This window comes from Lysinibacillus sp. VIII_CA, from assembly GCF_049943995.1.
Classification (GTDB): Bacteria; Bacillota; Bacilli; order Bacillales_A; family Planococcaceae; genus Lysinibacillus; species Lysinibacillus pinottii.
On record NZ_JBNFXM010000009.1, the window covers coordinates 142,243 to 160,845 of the forward strand.

Sequence of the window (18,603 nt, forward strand, 5' to 3'; positions counted from 1 at the left end):
GTTCCACTGAACAAGCGCCAAGAACCCTTGGCGCTTGTTATTAATATATATCTAATGTAATGAGATCACGAAGTTCTTGATCCTCTAATTCAGTTAACCACTGGCTTGACTGAATTAGTTCTTCTGATAGCGCTGATTTTTGCGCTAGCATTTTATCTATCTTTTCTTCAATTGTGCCAAGTGTTACAAATTTATGGACTTGCACAAATTGTGTTTGACCGATGCGGTAAGCACGATCGGTTGCCTGATTTTCGACAGCGGGATTCCACCAGCGATCTGCATGTAAGACATGATTAGCAGCTGTTAAATTAAGTCCTGTTCCACCTGCTTTTAAGGAAAGAATAAATATAGGAAAATCTCCTGCCTGAAACGCCTCTACTAAGCGGTCTCTTTGCTGCTTAGGCATAGCACCTGTTAAAAACGGTGCATCTACATTATATAATTCACTTAAACAATGCTGGAGCAATTGTCCCATTCCAATATACTGTGTAAAAATGAGGCATTGCTCGCCATTGTCCACAATTTCAGCCGCCATTTGCACAATGCGCTCTAACTTTGCCGAACGTGCAAGCATTGTTTGGGCATCCTCGAAAGGCTCTTTTAAATATAGGGCAGGATGATTACATAGTTGCTTTAATTTACTGAGCATTTTTAAGACGCGTCCTTTTTTTTGAAACCCTGTTAACTCTTCCAGCTGATCAAGCGTCTCCAAAATATAGCCCTCATAGAGAGAAGCTTGCTCGGCTGTTAATGGGCAATACTCATTTGACTCTAGCTTATCTGGTAAGTTCAGCTGCAAATGAGGATCACGTTTTGTCCTACGTAATAAGAATGGTTGAATTTTTGTTCGTAGCTTTTGTTTATGGGATTCAGATTCATCTCGTTCAATTGGTAATATAAAATCTTCATTAAAGCGACCAAAGCTACCTAAATAGCCTTTATGAATAAAATCAAAGATTGCCCATAGCTCAGACAGACGGTTTTCTACAGGCGTTCCAGTCAGGGCAATGTGATGGTCACCCAGTAATTTACGAATGGCTTTTGATTGTAAAGTTTGCATGTTTTTTATATTTTGAGCTTCATCTAAAACAACCGTTGCCCAGTCAATATCCTGTAAAAATTCTGTATCCTGTGACACCGTTCCATAGGTTGATAAAATAACATGTGGCCTATCAATCAATACCATTTTTTTGAAATCATCATCTTTTGCACGGTTAGTTTGATAATGCGTATGGACAATTAGTGAAGGAGCGAATCGAGCAAGCTCCTTCTGCCAGTTACCCAGCACTGATGTTGGGCAAATAATAATAGATGGTTTTGTGTAATCAGCTACTGCTTCATATATATGAAGTAAATAGGCTATCATCTGAACGGTTTTGCCAAGACCCATATCATCGGCTAGGCAAGCACCGAAACCTTGCTGACGCATAAAGACTAGCCATTCAAAGCCTTCAATTTGATAAGGACGTAACTCTGTTTGTAATGTCGCTGGAATGGGTACAGCAGGTAAACCCTTTTTGTCTAAGAGCTGTTCCATATAAGCCTTTAACGATTGCTGTATCTCTAATGCAAAGATAGGATCATCCCGAAGCGCATCGTCAGCATCCTCTTCTTCAATAGGTGCAGATAAATCTTCGGGTAATTCCCTGAATAACAATTCTCTGACAGTCCAGCTTTCGTCTTCTGCCTGCTGCATTAACGCACGCATCTCTTGCATCCAGTTAGCGTCAACACGGAACCATTCTGTCCCTATACGAATAAATTCACGCTTTTCTTCCACTAACTTTTTAAATTGCTCAGGTGAGATTGTCTGTCCATTCATCGAAAATTGCCACTTGAATGTTAGAATATCATCTAATCCAGCGACTTTTTTTGTAGATGCATTGCTAGTTGTCACACGGACACGGAATTTGGATTGCTTTAAATCCTTTAGCCATGCTGGGAGCACAACATCGAAGCCAAGTGCCTGTAATCTGGCAAGATCCTCACGTAAAAAAGATCGTACCTCCATATCTTCAAGTGTTACACGAATGAAGGTTTCACTACTAATAGCATCTTTAGATAGTAGTTGAACTATTTGTTGTTGTTGCTGCTCAATTTCAGTTGCAAACATACGCCATTTTGTAGGGAGTGCATCTTCTATAAGTAATGACTGCTTACGAATAGCAGGTGTCCAGTAATTTTTTGTAGTAGCGGTGCTAAGGACCGTTTCTAAGAGCCAGACATCGGAATCTTCTTCTGGTTCACTTAATCGTAAGGAAACGGTAATGGCACCAACTTGGCGTGTTTGATCCAATGGCCAGCCACCTCGTAAGAAAAAGGGCAATAGCTTTGGTAAATCAGAAAGTATTAGCCCTACTTGAGAAAGTTTTTGCTGCACCGCAGTTTCTAATAATGCAGAATCTATATCGTCGAGAGGGAAGGTTAGTGAAGAAAAATCCTCTGCAATGACAGCATGTGACCAAAGAGAGGGCTCCTGCCAATAATCCTGTAACGCCAATACTTTACCTAGCCATTTTTTACTATCTTCATTTGCACCAACCCAGCTGATAAAGGGATGTTGATAGCTTGATGAAAAAATATCAAGAAGCTCAGCAGCGGAAACCTCAATGGATAAATCCGCCTGATTTGTTAGTAAGCCATAGATATTTGCCTCATAGGTAAAGAACAATGAAGATACGAATGTATCTACGTCGATTGTTGTACCATTTGCAGTAAATCCCTGCAACGTAAAATATCCTTCTCGAGCTACATCGATACGAAGCTGCTGTGTTTTAGAAAAAGGGGAAGGAGAGTTGGCGTTTATTGTCATCATACTAGGTTTCCTTTCTCTATTTCTTCCTGTAACGCACGGAGTCGTTTGTATTCTGAGCGGATTGTTTGTATATATGCTTCAAAATAAGCTGTTTTACCTGCCCGTTTTGCAGCAGTACGCATACTTTTCCAAATGCGTACTGCCTGCTTATAATTCAAGCGAGATTTTTGAGCAATTTCCGCCATTGCATAAACATGATATAGCGGTAAAACCGTAGCTGGTTCAATTTGTAATACATCCTTTAATCCACACATCTCTAAATAAGATAGAGACGAAGGATTTAATTGATGAAGCGCTGCCCAGTCTCGATAACGTCCTTTTTTAATTAAGAAAGAAGAGAATGGTTGAAGGCCGTAGACTCCGAAGGCGCTGTATAGAATGGCTTCCTCTTCTTCGGTAAGCTGTATTTCATCAAATAAAACCTGGAATTGACGAACATACTGAGCACGTTGTACAACTGGTACGACTTCCTGCAAAAAGGCTGCTGTCATTGGCAGAATTGCTCGTAAAATAATAGCCAGAGCATGTGATTCGCCAGCACGCTGAGCAAAAGTAGCGAGTTCAAAAAGATCCTGCATTTGCTGCAAATCAATATGTTTCAAACTTTCAAGCAGTAAGTCCTCCTTTTGTAAGAGTACATAAAATAATAATCTTAATGATTCTAAGGATATTTCTGCCGAAGGGTTTTCAAGATTATTTAAATAATCTAATTCCTGCTCACGACGAGGCTTTTCATAAAAAAGTACCGCCCAAAGTAGCATGTACAGGTGAAGTCGATTTGGAAATAGTCCATGTCGTTCTAATAAAAACTTCCGTACTTCCACTTGGAGAGCGTCATAAAACGGATCAGTCGCAAAAAGGCGAGATCGATTAGTCAGCTCTGTAAGTATGCTCTCAAAAGATTGACTGCTTTGATCAATAAAGTATTTCATATAAGGTGAATCCAGTGAATGGCCTGGTGTTTCATTCAAATGTCGCCAAATAGTATTGAAAATGGCTAACTCCATATACAGTTTATAAAGAGGCTGCCATTCACGTTCAAAGGGCATATGTCGACGAAGACGCTCCAATGCATCAGTCCTTATAGCAGAAAGGCCATAGCCCTCTAAAATACGACCTGGTGGCAATAATCGTTTCATTACTTCCTCAACCATCAATGACCAACTTTGAGGGCTACGTTCATCAGCTAATGATTTTAACTGAACAGATTTTTGAGCACGCCAAGCACTCGACCAATTTTGAACGGAATCAAAGTACTGGTAAAGAGCAAGTAATGTACCTACCTGATGTCGACACCATTTTGGTTGTGGACAGCTACAGCGTAGCTCTTCTTTGACGAAATCAATTTCAACAGAAGCGGGTCTGACATCCTGGACAGTTGCATATAATATAGAACTGGCTCCATTAAAACGGTCAAAAATAATGGACTTATTTCTAACCGAAAAGACCGCACGACGGACTAGTTCTTCATCTTCCGTAGAGGAAGGATGTAAATCATGTTCAGCTTCTTTTAATTTAGTTAACACAAATGCTTGATGCTCTTTAGCCAATTGCGATATTGACAATGCCATAACCTCACTCCTTTCTTTATAGATGGCTATGTTAAATATGGATTAATGGTAGTAAAGGAAAAAAGACTGTCCTTCCATTATACGATTAAAATGCGGCAATGATAAGCTGAATGATCAGAAAGAAGGAAATTGAATTAAAGATAGTTAACAAGACTTTTGATTTGTGTTAAAATCTGAATAATCAGATAATCGGGAGGGATGAAGGATGATGCAAGTTCAATACATGAAGCCGTTTTATACAAAAATCACTGGGGACAAATTACGTCTCGTGTTTGCTTATCAATATTTCTCTATATTAAAAGAGAATGAGATTTTCCATTTCATTCCCATAGAAGGTAAAGAGATGATTATCAACATGAAGACACAACAAATTGAAAATTTATCTGAGGTGTTTGTTTTCCAAAAGGGCAATCGGTTTATTCGATTACCACTTTATCAGCTACTTCTTATTACCAACGTCCATGATCATCTGGCACCTATACTTGAAAGCGCTACACCGAAGCAACTTCCTCTTGTTTCTACAGTGACTTTAGGTGAAATTGATCAGCTTATTGCAGAAATTGAGAACAGAAATCTGGATTACTTAATCGATCAAGCATTATTAGAGAACAATAAATCACTCTTTTTTAATCTATTGCAGCAAAAGAACCATCAACTTGGAGGTTTCAAAATTGAATAGATGGTATACCCATTAAGCACCTACTTTTCTTACTAGGAGAAGGGGTGCTTTTATTATCACAGGTAGGTCAAAAGTTTAAAGGGATGAATAACTTTCCTACAAATAATTAATAAATCCTACTATATTGGAAACTATTACCGATGGAACGTTAAAAAAGCGGAGGATAGACCGATATAAGTGGCAAAAGGGTGGTGAGTAAATGCTAGGTAATTGGTCAGCTACAGGGATGTCGATCCTGAATAATATGAATCGACATTATGGTGCTATGAGTAAAGCAATGTTACGAATTTCTACAGGTTACCGAATCAATAGTGCAGCAGATGATCCAGCTGGTCTGGCCATTTCTGAAAAAATGCGTGCTCAAATTCGTGGATTGAATATGGCGGCAAAGAATATACAGGATGGTATCTCATTAGTGCAAACAGCAGAGGGCGCATTGAATGAGACACATGCGATGATTCAGCGTATGCGAGAACTAGCAGTGCAGGCAGCCAATGATACATTAACAGATGAGGATCGGAAACAACTTGATTTAGAGTTCCAAGAGTTAAAGAAGGAAATTCAACGTATTTCAACCGATACCGAATTTAATACAAAGACATTACTGAATGGCGATTATGAAACAAATGGGATTAAAATTCAGGCAGGTGCCAACGCAGGGCAGAGCATTGAACTGTTGATTAATGGTCTCGGTTCAGAAGCACTTGGTTTGAAAGATGTCTCGATTGCTACTAGAGATGAGGCAGATAAGGCTATTTCTTCTATGGAGGACGCTTTAAAACGCGTATCCAGTGAACGTTCCCGCCTTGGCGCCTATCAAAACCGTTTGGAACATGCCTATAATGCCAATGTGAACACCGCAGAAAATTTACAGGCAGCAGAGTCACGAATTCGAGATGCTGATATTGCCAAAGAGATGATGAATATGGTGAAGGCTCAGATTTTAATGCAGGCCAGTCAATATGTGCTGGCGATGCATATGCAGCAGGCACAATCCATTTTAAAATTATTAGAAATCGGAAAAAAATGATGAATTTCAATTACTATTGAAATTCATCATTTTTAATGTTTATTTAGAGAAAGTCTCAATCGCTAATTTAGCCGTTGCCGTAGCTTCATGCTGTAAGGGTAGCACAGCCTGACGCATATTTTCTCGAACCGTCGTATACGATTCTAACATGGCAATCGCACGTTCGAACAATGTGACACCGTTCCAATCATCCTTCTCGACATGCCCAATAACCGGCTGATCAACAATATCAGCAAATGCATCAATTTTTGGATCATACGAAATGGCGATAAAAGGTGTAGCATAGATGGCTGAGAAGATGAGGGAATGGAGTCGCATCCCAATCAATAATTGAGATTGTCCAATTACCGCAATTTTTTCCTCAATGGATAAATCAGAAGGAGCAATTAAGCTTTTTTCCTGCATGAGTGCTGCCACTTCCTGAGAAGTTTTTAAATCGTGTTCACCATGCATTGGTAAGAAAACGATTTGCTCACCCTGACGTACTAATTGGTCTAAGCTATGAGCAATTTTTTCTTTATATGCTATTGTAGATGGCCAGTCACGAACACTAACAGAAATATAGCTTTCTGCCGTTAGGGATTCTTGATCTAACCATTCACAATGAAAGTCGCCACCATTGAGTCCCATAACAGGATCGGGCACAATTTTAGTCTCTTTACGTACACCAATCTCTGTTAAAAGAGTTTGGGAGGCTTTATCTCTAACCGTAATTTGCTCAACCTTGTTAAAGGTTTTACGCACGATTAATTTACTAAGCGAGTGGTTGATTGGGCCCATACCTTGGGCGTAAACAAATACTGGCTTCTTCAGCCATTTTGCAATTTGAATCACGCCCGCATAGTATGGAATAGTTTTCATGCCTGTTTGATCCTGCATTAAACTACCACCGCCACTAATGAGTCCATCAGCTGTTTTAAGCAATTGATGGATTTCTTTCATTTTCCAACGATTGATGGCTTTAACACCATAGGTTTGCTCAGTAGCGGTTGGGTTATTAGATAATACAGTGATCTCTATATCACTCTCCCATTTCTTCAAAGCTTGAATAATGGAAAGCAGAATAGCATCATCTCCGACATTATCGAATCCATAATAGCCCGATAAAACAATGTGCATTATGACCACCTCGCGATTGCCTTAGAAACCCAACGATAACCGAATTTAAAAATAAGGATAAATACTAATCCTATAACAAAACCAAGAGATACGCTGTATAGAGTACGTAATACTGAAACAGCTACTGGGATGTGTAAATGTGTAAATGTATTAACGATCGATAAGAATCCGATAACACCTGGTACAAGTAAGATACTACCCCATTTGCGGTTGATGCCCATTACATATAAAGCTAAAACAAAGAATGGGAAACCAATTAAGAATTCCTTCGTTCTTGGTCGTACATATAAGGTATTTTCTAGCCATTGTCTAAACGTTAATTCTAAATCACTAACTGAGCCAGAGTTACCAGTTCTGCTAATGTAAAATAAACCGATACCCGCCACGACAATTAGTAGGAGTACATGCCAATATTTTAATTCTTTGTTTAACAATGTTACGGTATTAGATAAAGATTTATTAATATTTTGATCAGCTAGTCGGTTAATCTCAATTAATGTAAATAGTAGAACGCCCATAATTGGAATCAGATAAACTAACTTCACGCCTTTGAACGTAGCAAAACCTGTCATAAAGGCGTTGCCATTTAATAAGCCAATGACAATAACAATCCCGATAAGGCTAATCGCTACTGCCTTCAAGTATTGCACAAGTATTTTAGACATTTTCGTAGACCCTTGTGCTGATTTAATTACGGCATAGGTAGGTGCAAGGACTGCAATAATTAGTGCAAATGCCTGTAAGAATAGAGTACTTTTCAGGATAAAGTACGCAATGGCTAGTACTGTCATAAATCCAGCTGCCGCAATTCGTAGAGGCATCCATTTGATTAAGTCTGAAACGATAAAGGTAAATAAAATACCTGCTACTAATACAGCTGCTGTGACCCAAGCTGGTACAGCTACCTGATCAAACAGCTTTGGCTCGCCAGGTTGGAAATGATCTGGCATTGCGTCATGTACTCCATTTAAGTAGTCAATAGTTTGCTCCACATTTTCCTTGGCATTACCAGTTGTTTTAATATGGTAGAAGATAGAACGGATATTACGCTCTTTTACAGCTCTTGTTGTACGGTCAATACTTTCATTTAACTTTAATTTCGTTTGTCTGTTGATGTTAATACTATGCAAACGAATCATATTGTAATCGGTCATTTGGGCGATTTTATTTTCGCCCTTCAATGGATTACTTTCGATTGTATAGAAGTAATAGCCCGCATCACTTAGTTTTTCAACTAATTGATTGCCTTTTTCTTGTCCAAAGCCAATTGCTTCGTCACCTTGACCAAGCAAGCGACCAGAAGAACCATCTTTTAATGCGAGTAACTGATTCACCAATTTAGCGTTAGCCACTTCATTATCTGCATTTTCAACTTTAAAGACATAGCCTAGGCCATGCTTACTAATCATATCGATAGCAGGCTGATCGTAGCCAATTGGTGTTTTTAAATCAAAGTTATGGTTAGAAGTAGGGAGAAAATAAAAAGCCTCTTCTCCTATTTGAACTTCCTCCGGCTCAACACTATCCATGATAAGCTTTCGGTAGCTTTCATTTTCAGGTACTCGAATATAAGAGCCACTCTTTGTAACATCAACAGCATCTTTATAAGGTGTAAATAATAATTGTGCTGCTAAGTCGTTTTCTTTATAGACAGTAATCAAATTTTGTTTTTCCATTTCCTTTAATGTTAAAGGCTCAAGACTAACAGTTGTCAGTCCAGCTTCCTTTAAGGAGGAAAGGATTTCATCCATTGTTAAATCACTGTTTTTATTTGCAGTTTGTATTTCATCATAGGGAATCACGATTTCATAAGAATCATTCGATTGCTCCGCATTCCACCTCATCATGATACCTGTGGAGGAAACGACGAGTAAAAGAACAATAATCCCCCAAAGCCATTTCTGTTTCGACATAAGTGTCCTACCTCTCTTATTTATGAAAATCTTTTTCCGATAACAGGAATTTTCTTTAAATCTTGTTTATCAATAGCTTTCATTAGCCATAGTAAAAGGAAGTAAATAGCTCCTCCAATGATGATGGCAATAGTCAGATAGCCCATTGCCCACATACGAGACCAATGTGTAAAATCAAGCCAAAGCGTTGGTAAACCAACGGCTGCTCCCATTACGATGGAAGACACAATCATTTTCACCGTATCTTTTCCAAGAACAGTAAAGCGAATCATACGATATATAAAGACAGTATTCACAATAAATAACACAAAGTACACCAATAATGTTGCATAGGCAGCACCATCTAGACCGAATGCTTGAATGAAGAAGATGTTCGCAAACACCTTCAAAACAACACCACTTAAAATAATAAGAGCGCCTGTTTTAGCAGCATTCATTCCCTGTAAAACGCCCGTCCCAAGGAGTGTTAGTGATGTAAAGAGCGAGCTAAGGTTAATCATGGCTAACATTAAGCTTCCCTCTAAGTCTTTAAAAAGAGCTAGATTTAAAGGCAAGGTTAAGGCTAGCAGTCCAATCGCAGCTGGCCATGATATAAGATGAGTCATACGATGTGTTTGTTCAATAATACTGCGTGTTTCATCCATTTTACGTTCAGCAAGCTTAGTAGTAATTAGTGGCACTAGCGGTAAAATAATTGATGACGCAAATACAGTCGTAATTTGAACTAATGTTAGCCCTCGACCATATATCCCATAAAGGAAGCTAATTTCACTTGCGTCTGCCCCTGCACTTCTTAACCCATATGTAACGGTAAAGGAATCCACAAAGTTAAAAAGTGCCATTGTAACAGAACCAATTGCAATCGGAATGGATATTTTTAATATAGTTTTACTATATGTGGAGAAATCCTTACTAGAATATTTCTCCTTGCTCGTTACTTTTACCGACGAACGGAAATATTTATAGAGTAAATAAACAAGTGAACCGAGTGCTCCAAGGACAGAACCAGCCATAATTCCACCAGCTACGATATCATTTGAATAATCCATCGCAACTAGGAAGTACGCAACAATTAGAATTAATGCAACTCGAACTAATTGTTCAATTACTTGAGAGATGGCAGTCGGTCGCATATCTCCAAAGCCTTGAAAAAAGCCACGATAGACGGCCATATAAGGAGCCACAAGTAATGTTAGTGCCACAATAATTAAGGCAATTTCTGTTGATGGCCCACCAAGTGCATTCGCTATCTGCCCTGAAAAACCGTAAATGATTGTAAAACTAATGACGCCAAACGATAGGGCAAGGATTCTTGCGGTTACATAAATTTTCTTTATTTTGGCAGTATCCTTACTTGAGTTAGCCTCCGCAATCAGTTTAGAAATAGCAATAGGGATACCTGCAACAGATAAATACAAAGCCACCATATAGACAGGATAGACAAGACTGAAAATACCAAGTACTTCGTCACCAGCAATATTTTGAAGTGGAATACGGAAAATACTGCCAATCACCTTAGAAAGTAATGTCGCAATGGTTAAAACGAGTGTACTTTTGACAAATGTTGATTGACTCATTTTGTTGTGCCCTGCCCTCTAAGCTTTAATGAGAAAACCTTTAAAGCAAAACGTGGAAGAACAAGCATTCTTATAAAACGACTTGGCTGGCGTAGCAGTCGATAAAGCCACTCAAGATTTAACTTTTGCCAAATGACTGGTGCACGCTTCACAGTGCCCGCGATGACATCGAAGGAGCCACCTACACCAATAAATACGCCCTTTGAAAACTTGTCTAGGTTTTCAGTAATCCATTTTTCCTGTCTCGGTACTCCTAAAGCGACAAACACCAGATCAGGTTGTAATGCTGCGATATCGTCCGCAATATGATTATTATTCCAATCAAAGAATCCATCCTGATAGCCTACCACTTCAACATTTGGATAATTCTTATGAATATTGGCAATGGTCTTTTCAATTGTTTCTTTTTGTGCACCCAATAAATAAACTTTAAAGCGTTTTTGCTGACCAACCTCTAACAATTTCACCATGGTATCATAGCCTGTTACACGCTCGGGAAGTGAATCTCCAAGGATTTGAGCAGCCTTTACTACACCGATACCATCCGCACAAATGTAGGTTGCCTGATTTAAATAGCCCTTCACAGTAGGATTTTCATTTGCCTGCATGACAACTTCAGGATTGGCTGTCACAACGAAAGTCTTTTCTTGCTGTTCAATACGATTAACAAGTAGATCTACAAACCCTTGCTGACTAATATGTAAAAAGGGTACGCCCATAATCGTTACATGCCTCATATAGTGTTCAAACCTTTCTGTAATTCCTTTTTCACTGCAATCTATCATACCATAAAAGCAATATTGACAGGAAATTTTCGATAATAGTTCAGCTATGGCTATAGGCTGCATAAAAGGGGATTCATCGTTATAAAAAGGAGGATTCTATTGCATATACAAGAAACAAACTAAAAAATGCACTGATTTTTTTAGGAGGAAATAGTGGTGCTCATAACAGAAGGGTTTGAGTTTCTTCTATTATATAGTGTTTTATATTCATGCAATGAAGACAAAAAAAGAGTGCGAGACAATGTCGCACTCTTTTTTTAGAAAATCGTAGGAAATCATTTTTTTACAATATAATCGCCATGTACCCAGCCGGTTTTGCCGTTATAGATAACCTGATACCAGGCACCATTTTTTTTGAATTCGCCTTTATCATCTACTGCACCAATAATAAAGCCGTTTGGTTTAACTGTACCTAATATAGGGGCTGTCGTAGATGGTTCACTTCGGACATTGAGCATGATGTTCATGTTGACAATCTGTAAACCATTTTCAAGTTGAACATAATCATCAAACACCCAGCCCTCTTGACCATTGACGCTTACTTTAAACCAGCCACCATTTTCTCCAAGTACTTTGAAGGATGTATCTTTAGGTAAATTCGTCATAATGGATGCAGCATCTGTAGTATTAGGATATGTTCTCATATTGAGATTAGTAGTAGCCTTTCCGATTGCCCCAGCTATATATGAATCTAAAGCATATTGCTTCGTAGGACTTGGTAAAGATGGAGCGGAAGGCTGACCCTGATAAGCAGGAACATCAAACACTAAATTCGTTGACGTATGTGCCCCAACTAATTCATAAATATCATAAATCTTTTTCGCCTGAATAAATGCCCACATTACATGTGTAGCATATTGATGGACGGTTGGATTATCTGGATTCCAGCGCATTTTATATAATGTGTCTTGTCCTTTACTAATATACTGATCCTTGACAAATTGAGCGCCGCCGATAATCGCATCCTGTACGGTAAACCAACCATTTGTATAAGCACGCTCAGCACCAAATTTATTGGCATCAGCATCAATAGCTCCAATACCATAAGCATTATAAGTTTTCTTAATAGCGGTTAAACTGTCTCGATTTTCAGGAGTAACCATCACTGGTTTTCCACCCGTATCTAAGCCAACCTCAATTCCGTTCATAAGCGCAGAGGCCCCATTAGCGGTTTCATGTAAAGCATGTGATAACAGGTAGATAGCATTTACATTGTTATCGATACCCGCCTGAATAAAGGCATCAGCCATACCTGCTAAGCTTCCTTTATTAGCAAGTACCTTATCATTGAGTTCCTTGGCATTCAAATTATTAACCACAGTTGATAATTTTAAAAATTGATAAAAAGATGGGCTATCCTGCATAACACTCTTTGGGTGTACATAGTATGACACTAGTGCGTCGCTAGCCGTAAAAATGCCAGCACCGTCTACCTTTGGATTATTGGCAGTTTGTTTATTCACCACCGAAGAATAGTCAAATGAGTAATTCGTCGTTATATATTCCTTTCCACCAGTTTCTGGTGCTTCTAAATGAAGTAAACGATAGAGAACGGTCGCTGCTTCAGCACGAGTTGTTTGGGCAAGTGGTGCAAATTGATTATTCGGCTTCCCTACAAGTAGCCCTGATGTTACGACAGCCTGTACATCAGCATAGGCCCATTTGGCGATACGAGCATTGTCACTAAAGTTAATAGGGGAGGAAGATGTATTGATATTTTGATAGTGGAGAGCTCTTTTTAACATAGCCGCCATTTCCTGACGATTAATATGTGCGTTCGGGTTGAATTTGCCCTGGTCGTCACCTTTAATCAATCCATGATAGCTAGCTTGCTCGATCACTCCATAATACCAGTCGCCTTTCTTTACATCTGAGAAGGTTGCTTGACTAGAAGTAGCTGGCAAGTTAAGTGTTCTGACTAGAAATGCTGCGAATTCAGCGCGAGTAACAGCATCGTTTGGACGATAATTGCCAAATTCATCACCCTTCATTAAATCGTTTGTAATAAGATAGTTCATTTCATGATAGGCCCAGTGCTTCGAAATATCTTCTGCTGAAGCGCTAGTAGGTGCAAGATATAGCATACCTGCAAGCACTGCCCCGTAAAGAGGAAATTTTCGTTTCATTTTTCAAGCTCCCTTCAATAGCTGATAATTGTTCTATCAAACTATCAAAAGTGTATCACAAAAAAAGGTAATCTATTATTACAACATAGGGACAGATAGAACTAGCTATTATTTAATAATGAAGAAACTCTTAAAAGTGATAGGAAAGAGGCGGAATTCGCTAAAAAACTATAGCTATGTTTCTGTTTCTTTACAAATATAACTAAAATGTTACGGGAGTCTTTAATTTTTGACAATTTAGTAACCATTCCAGAAAATGCTTGGTTATTATGGAGAGTCAGGTATAATAGGAAATGGAACTATATGTTACCAATACAAATGAGGGTTAAATTAGTTGGAAGACTATAGCCATCTAGTAAGGTCCATGGTAAAAAAATCTTCTATATCTAAATTTATGTCCCAATGCTTGAATTTCGGAAAAGATAATGTTATATTATTGTAGAAAGTGAATAAGCTTACTAGAATGGTATTCTACTACTCATTTTCTAGTAACTTTACTAAGAAAATTTGCTTTAGTTTTGAATTATTCGAGAAAGCTATAATACATAAATTTAGGCAACTAATTATGGTGGTACTATAGTTTTCGTTGGAATAATATCAATTTTTAGGAATATTAGGGAGGAATAAATTAATGGCAAAGCAAAACAAAGGCCGTAAGTTCTTCGCGGCATCAGCAACAGCTGCATTAGTTGCATCTGCAATCGTACCTGTAGCATCTGCTGCACAATTAAACGACTTCAACAAAATCTCTGGCTACGCTAAAGAAGCAGTTCAATCTTTAGTAGACGCTGGTGTAATCCAAGGGGATGCTAACGGCAACTTCAACCCACTTAAAACTATCTCACGTGCGGAAGCTGCTACAATCTTCACTAACGCTCTAGAATTAGAAGCAGAAGGTGATGTAAACTTCAAAGACGTTAAAGCTGATGCTTGGTACTACGATGCTATCGCAGCAACTGTAGAAAACGGAATTTTTGAAGGTGTAAGTGCTACTGAATTCGCACCAAACAAACAATTAACTCGTTCTGAAGCTGCTAAAATTTTAGTAGATGCTTTCGAATTAGAGGGTGAAGGCGATCTAAGCGAATTCGCTGACGCTTCTACTGTTAAACCATGGGCTAAATCTTACCTAGAAATCGCAGTTGCAAACGGCGTTATCAAAGGTTCTGAAGCAAATGGTAAAACAAACTTAAACCCAAATGCTCCAATTACTCGCCAAGACTTCGCAGTGGTATTCTCACGTACTATTGAAAACGTAGATGCTACTCCAAAAGTTGACAAAATCGAAGTAGTTGACGCTAAAACTTTAAACGTTACTTTATCTGACGGTACTAAAGAAACTGTTACTTTAGAAAAAGCTTTAGAGCCTAACAAAGAAACAGAAGTTACTTTCAAAATTAAGGATGTTGAATACAAAGCTAAAGTTACTTATGTTGTAACTACAGCTACTGCAGTTAAATCTGTATCTGCAACTAACCTTAAAGAAGTAGTAGTTGAATTCGACGGTACTGTTGATAAAGAAACAGCTGAAGAAGCTTCAAACTACACTTTAAAATCAGGTAAAGCAGTTAAATCTGTTAAACTATCTGATGACAAGAAAACAGCAACTGTTACAGTTGTAGGAACTCTTACAAATAACAAAGCTGATGCAATTAGCATTTCAAATGTAAAAGCTGGCGATAAAGTAATCAATGTGAAAAACGTTGAATTTACAGCAGTTGATAACAAATTACCAGAAGTTACAGCAGTTAAATCTTTAGGAACAAAATCAGTGAAGCTTGAATTCAGTGAGCCAGTTAAAGGTTTACAACAATCTAACTTTACTTTAGATGGTAAAGCTTACTTCGGTAAAATTACTATGGGCGCTAACGATCGTTCTGTTATCTTAACTCCATTCAGTTCAACTGCTCTTTCAGTTGGTGATCATAAACTAACTGTTACTGGTGTTAAAGATTATGCTGATTTCGTTTCATTATCTTCAACTCACGACTTCAAAGTTGTAGAAGATAAAGAAGCTCCAACAGTAACTGAAGCAACTGCAACTTTAGAATCTGTTACTTTAACATTCTCTGAAGATGTGGATGTTGAAACAATCAAAGCTTCTAACGTTTATTGGAAGTCTGGAGATTCTAAGAAAGAAGCTCATGAATTTGAAGCAATTGCTGATAACAAATACAAATTCTTCTTTAAAGAAGATAAAACTCTTCCAACAGGTAAAGTAGATATTCATGTAGAAGGCGTTAAAGACTTCTCTGATAACCAAATTGCAAAAGATACAAAAGTTACTGTAACTCCTGAGATTGATCAAACTCGCCCAGAAGTGAAAAAAGTAACTGTAACAGATGCACGCGTTATTAAAGTAACATTCTCTAAAGCACTTGATTCAAAAAGTGTTCAAGAAGTGAAAAACTATACTGTATTAAACAAAGACGGTAAAGTAGTTTCAGTTCAAAATGCAAATTTAGACCCGAATGATTCTAAAACTGTAATTATCAACCTATATTCAGATCTTTCTACAGGTGAAAATAAACTTACAATCAAAAACATTAAAGATGCTACTAAGCTTCAAAACACAATGCTTGATTATAGTGATAAAATTGTAAGAGGCGACAAAGACGCTCCTGAATTTGATTCAAAAGTTGTTAATACAAAAGAACGCCGTGTAGTTCTTACATTCAACAAGAAAATGAATGTTGATACTTTAGTTGATTATTCAAATTATCTTGTGAAAATTGACGGTAAATTACAAACTTTATCATCAGATTTAGCTGATATTTCAGTATTGCAAGATGGTACTACTGTAGTTATTACATTCGCAGAAACAATTGATGGAAAAACTGTTGATTTTGTAAATGCTGGTTCAGGTAAAGCTAATGTTTCAGAATTACAAGTACTTGGAGTAAAAGATGTTGCAGGTAACTTATTAAAAGAATTTGCAGATACTACAACAGGTACTGGGAAAAATATTATTAAATTAGATAAATCAACTGATTTAGCTTTAGCTGATATCAACAACAAAGACTATCCTGGTATGAAAGCAGAGTTAGTTGATAAAAATACAATTAAAGTTAAATTAAACGCAGGTGTTAAATCTGCTTCTACAGGAGCATTCTCTTACGAAATTGCTGGTGTTGAACAAGTTAAGGATGTAGAAATCGACGGTACTTCAACTGTTAAAGTTAAGTTCAAAGATGGTGTTCTTGGAACTTCTGCTGCTGATTTAAATTTAAAAGTTGATTTTACTAAACTTGTAACACTTGCTGGAAACACTCCAGAAGGTTCTGAGTTCATTAAAGGATCTACTAACTTATTAGATTCTGTAAAACCAGAAATTACTGATAAGGGTGTATACGCTGTAAATGGAAATAAAATTTCAATCACTTATTCAGAAGCAATCAAATTTGATGCAGATACTACTACACACCAAGATTTAATCGATGCTGATTTCATCGTTACTCGTGTATCTGACAATAAGGAATTAAATCCTATTGGTGATTACAATGTTTCTATTGAAGATGGAAATAAACTAGTAATTACGCTTTCAGATGCTCGTAAAGTAGATACATCTTATAAAGTATCTGTAAAAGAATCAGCTAAATATGTAATTGATTACTCAGTTGCTAAAAATACACTTACAAAATCAACTGGTGAATCTGCAAAAGTAACTGCTACTGCTAATGTTACTGGTACACTTACACATACAACTCCGGGTGTTGCTCCAAATGCTGGAACACCAGCTGTACCAGGTGTTGATACAGTAACATTTACTGATGCATTTCTTGCAAATGAAAAAGTAACAATTGGTGGTGTTGAGTTAACACTTGTTGCTAATGGTACTGCTGCTGAAACAGCAACAGCGGTAAAGGGACTAGTTGATGCTGATACTACATTAAGTGCAAAGTATACAGTTGCTAATCCTTCAGCTGGAGTTTTAACTTTCACTCAAAAAGCAGGTCAAGAATCTGCGACAGCTTTAACAGCTGTAACTACTTCTGTTGATGGTAAAGTAGCTTCAACGCAAACAACACCTGGTGTTGCTGCTGTTGCACCTACTCCAGGAACAGCTCAAGTTGAAACATTAACTGTTAATGGAACAGCTGTTGGTTCTGCTAACATTACAGTTACACTTACTATTGATGGTACAGCTGTTGCTAAAACTGTAGCGGTTGCTGCTGGCGATACTGCAGCTCAAGTTGCTGCTAAAATCAAAGATGCATTCACAACTGGTTTAACAGGTTGGACTGTTTCTAACGCTTCAAATTCAGCTGATGTTGTATTTACAGCTGATGCAGCTTTAGCTAATAAAACTGTTACTGCAACAATTGCTAACTAATTTTTAGTTATTTGATTTTAATTCTATGAAATAGATCATTAACGTGAAAAAGCTCTGTAAAGAGTAATCTTTACAGGGTTTTTTTCTTTTACTAGAATAATTAAGTACCATGGATCTCCAATTTCTAGTCTTTGAACATACTATATACTAACCTGTAGATAAATGAATAAAAGCCCCATTTTTATGGCAGGGATAGGGCTTTTTCTAGTATATGAAGTTAATATGGATTAGGATTGAAGGAAATAATAAGCGAAAAATTTTTTTAGATTTTTCATGTGAAGTTCGTCTATTTAGATTAGAGGCTTTAGTTTTCATTCAGTGAAATGAGTGGAACTGAAAACCCATGTCTTGCATTAAGCAATAAATATGGGGTTTTCTTTCTAACTATTACTTCCAATTAATAGGTGAAGACCTGTTCTTGTACAACTGTCAATCTACAAGTACCTAATCCTCCTGCACCCAGTGCTGTGCTGAATGATACAAAAGGGATGAAGCCAGGTGAAGTCGTATCCGGTGGTTCCTGTGCGGGGTTCTTTAAAAGATTTCTATGGTTAGAAAAACGATTCCATGTAATGTATGGTACGAAATGAATCTAGGGGCTCACTGTATATCCCTATAGATGCAATGCTGTAGTGGCGATCGATGAATTGACTGT

At 37.7% G+C, this 18,603-nt stretch carries 10 protein-coding genes; 3 read left to right on the forward strand and 7 right to left on the reverse strand.

Going from position 1 to position 18,603, the window contains the following annotated elements; all coding sequences use genetic code 11:
* Positions 1–40: 40 nt before the first annotated feature.
* Together ACP3VS_RS14130 and ACP3VS_RS14135 are read right to left on the reverse strand one after the other, a co-directional pair.
* Complete coding sequence (locus tag ACP3VS_RS14130; protein ID WP_031418523.1) at positions 41–2,815, reverse strand: DEAD/DEAH box helicase; 2,775 nt, start codon at positions 2,813–2,815, stop codon at positions 41–43.
* Positions 2,812–4,386: a hypothetical protein gene (locus ACP3VS_RS14135; RefSeq protein WP_031418524.1), complete on the reverse strand. Its 1,575-nt coding sequence runs from the start codon at positions 4,384–4,386 to the stop codon at positions 2,812–2,814. Before ACP3VS_RS14135 ends, ACP3VS_RS14130 begins: the two co-directional genes overlap by 4 nt.
* A 205-nt stretch (positions 4,387–4,591) precedes the next feature.
* Between ACP3VS_RS14135 and ACP3VS_RS14140 the strand changes: the two genes are divergently transcribed.
* Both ACP3VS_RS14140 and ACP3VS_RS14145 read left to right on the forward strand, forming a co-directional pair.
* Positions 4,592–5,065 carry a transcriptional regulator gene (locus tag ACP3VS_RS14140; protein ID WP_426388980.1) on the forward strand — a complete coding sequence of 158 codons (474 nt, stop codon included), beginning with the start codon at positions 4,592–4,594 and terminating at the stop codon, positions 5,063–5,065.
* A gap of 199 nt (positions 5,066–5,264) precedes the next feature.
* A complete protein-coding gene (locus ACP3VS_RS14145) occupies positions 5,265–6,095 on the forward strand; it encodes a flagellin (RefSeq protein ID WP_426388982.1) in 831 nt (276 codons plus the stop codon).
* Positions 6,096–6,134: 39 nt separating this feature from the next.
* Here ACP3VS_RS14145 and csaB read toward each other — a convergent pair whose 3' ends face one another.
* The 5 genes from csaB to ACP3VS_RS14170 all read right to left on the reverse strand — a co-directional run bounded on the left by csaB (position 6,135) and on the right by ACP3VS_RS14170 (position 13,615).
* Entirely contained in the window at positions 6,135–7,214 is a 1,080-nt protein-coding gene (csaB, locus tag ACP3VS_RS14150) for a polysaccharide pyruvyl transferase CsaB (protein WP_426388984.1), read from the reverse strand.
* Positions 7,214–9,127, reverse strand: a complete 1,914-nt coding sequence (locus ACP3VS_RS14155) for a DUF5693 family protein (RefSeq protein WP_197149077.1) — start codon at positions 9,125–9,127, stop codon at positions 7,214–7,216. The genes csaB and ACP3VS_RS14155 overlap by 1 nt, the downstream gene beginning before the upstream one ends.
* A gap of 20 nt (positions 9,128–9,147) precedes the next feature.
* On the reverse strand, positions 9,148–10,704 hold the full coding sequence (locus ACP3VS_RS14160; RefSeq protein ID WP_426388986.1) for a putative polysaccharide biosynthesis protein: 1,557 nt from the start codon (positions 10,702–10,704) through the stop codon (positions 9,148–9,150).
* Positions 10,701–11,441: a WecB/TagA/CpsF family glycosyltransferase gene (locus ACP3VS_RS14165; protein WP_031418530.1), complete on the reverse strand. Its 741-nt coding sequence runs from the start codon at positions 11,439–11,441 to the stop codon at positions 10,701–10,703. The genes ACP3VS_RS14160 and ACP3VS_RS14165 overlap by 4 nt, the downstream gene beginning before the upstream one ends.
* Positions 11,442–11,764: 323 nt before the next feature.
* Positions 11,765–13,615, reverse strand: a complete 1,851-nt coding sequence (locus ACP3VS_RS14170; protein ID WP_426388988.1) for an S-layer homology domain-containing protein — start codon at positions 13,613–13,615, stop codon at positions 11,765–11,767.
* A 631-nt stretch (positions 13,616–14,246) separates the two neighbouring features.
* Between ACP3VS_RS14170 and ACP3VS_RS14175 the strand changes: the two genes are divergently transcribed.
* Positions 14,247–17,948, forward strand: a complete 3,702-nt coding sequence (locus tag ACP3VS_RS14175; protein ID WP_426388990.1) for an S-layer homology domain-containing protein — start codon at positions 14,247–14,249, stop codon at positions 17,946–17,948.
* The last annotated feature ends 655 nt before the right edge of the window (positions 17,949–18,603 follow it).

Coding starts and splice junctions, on each gene's coding strand:
- ACP3VS_RS14130 (WP_031418523.1), bottom strand. CDS start 2,815: ATGATGACAATAAACGCCAACTCTCCTTCCCCTTTTTCTAAAACACAG.
- ACP3VS_RS14135 (WP_031418524.1), bottom strand. CDS start 4,386: ATGGCATTGTCAATATCGCAATTGGCTAAAGAGCATCAAGCATTTGTG.
- ACP3VS_RS14140 (WP_426388980.1), top strand. CDS start 4,592: ATGATGCAAGTTCAATACATGAAGCCGTTTTATACAAAAATCACTGGG.
- ACP3VS_RS14145 (WP_426388982.1), top strand. CDS start 5,265: ATGCTAGGTAATTGGTCAGCTACAGGGATGTCGATCCTGAATAATATG.
- csaB (WP_426388984.1), bottom strand. CDS start 7,214: ATGCACATTGTTTTATCGGGCTATTATGGATTCGATAATGTCGGAGAT.
- ACP3VS_RS14155 (WP_197149077.1), bottom strand. CDS start 9,127: ATGTCGAAACAGAAATGGCTTTGGGGGATTATTGTTCTTTTACTCGTC.
- ACP3VS_RS14160 (WP_426388986.1), bottom strand. CDS start 10,704: ATGAGTCAATCAACATTTGTCAAAAGTACACTCGTTTTAACCATTGCG.
- ACP3VS_RS14165 (WP_031418530.1), bottom strand. CDS start 11,441: ATGAGGCATGTAACGATTATGGGCGTACCCTTTTTACATATTAGTCAG.
- ACP3VS_RS14170 (WP_426388988.1), bottom strand. CDS start 13,615: ATGAAACGAAAATTTCCTCTTTACGGGGCAGTGCTTGCAGGTATGCTA.
- ACP3VS_RS14175 (WP_426388990.1), top strand. CDS start 14,247: ATGGCAAAGCAAAACAAAGGCCGTAAGTTCTTCGCGGCATCAGCAACA.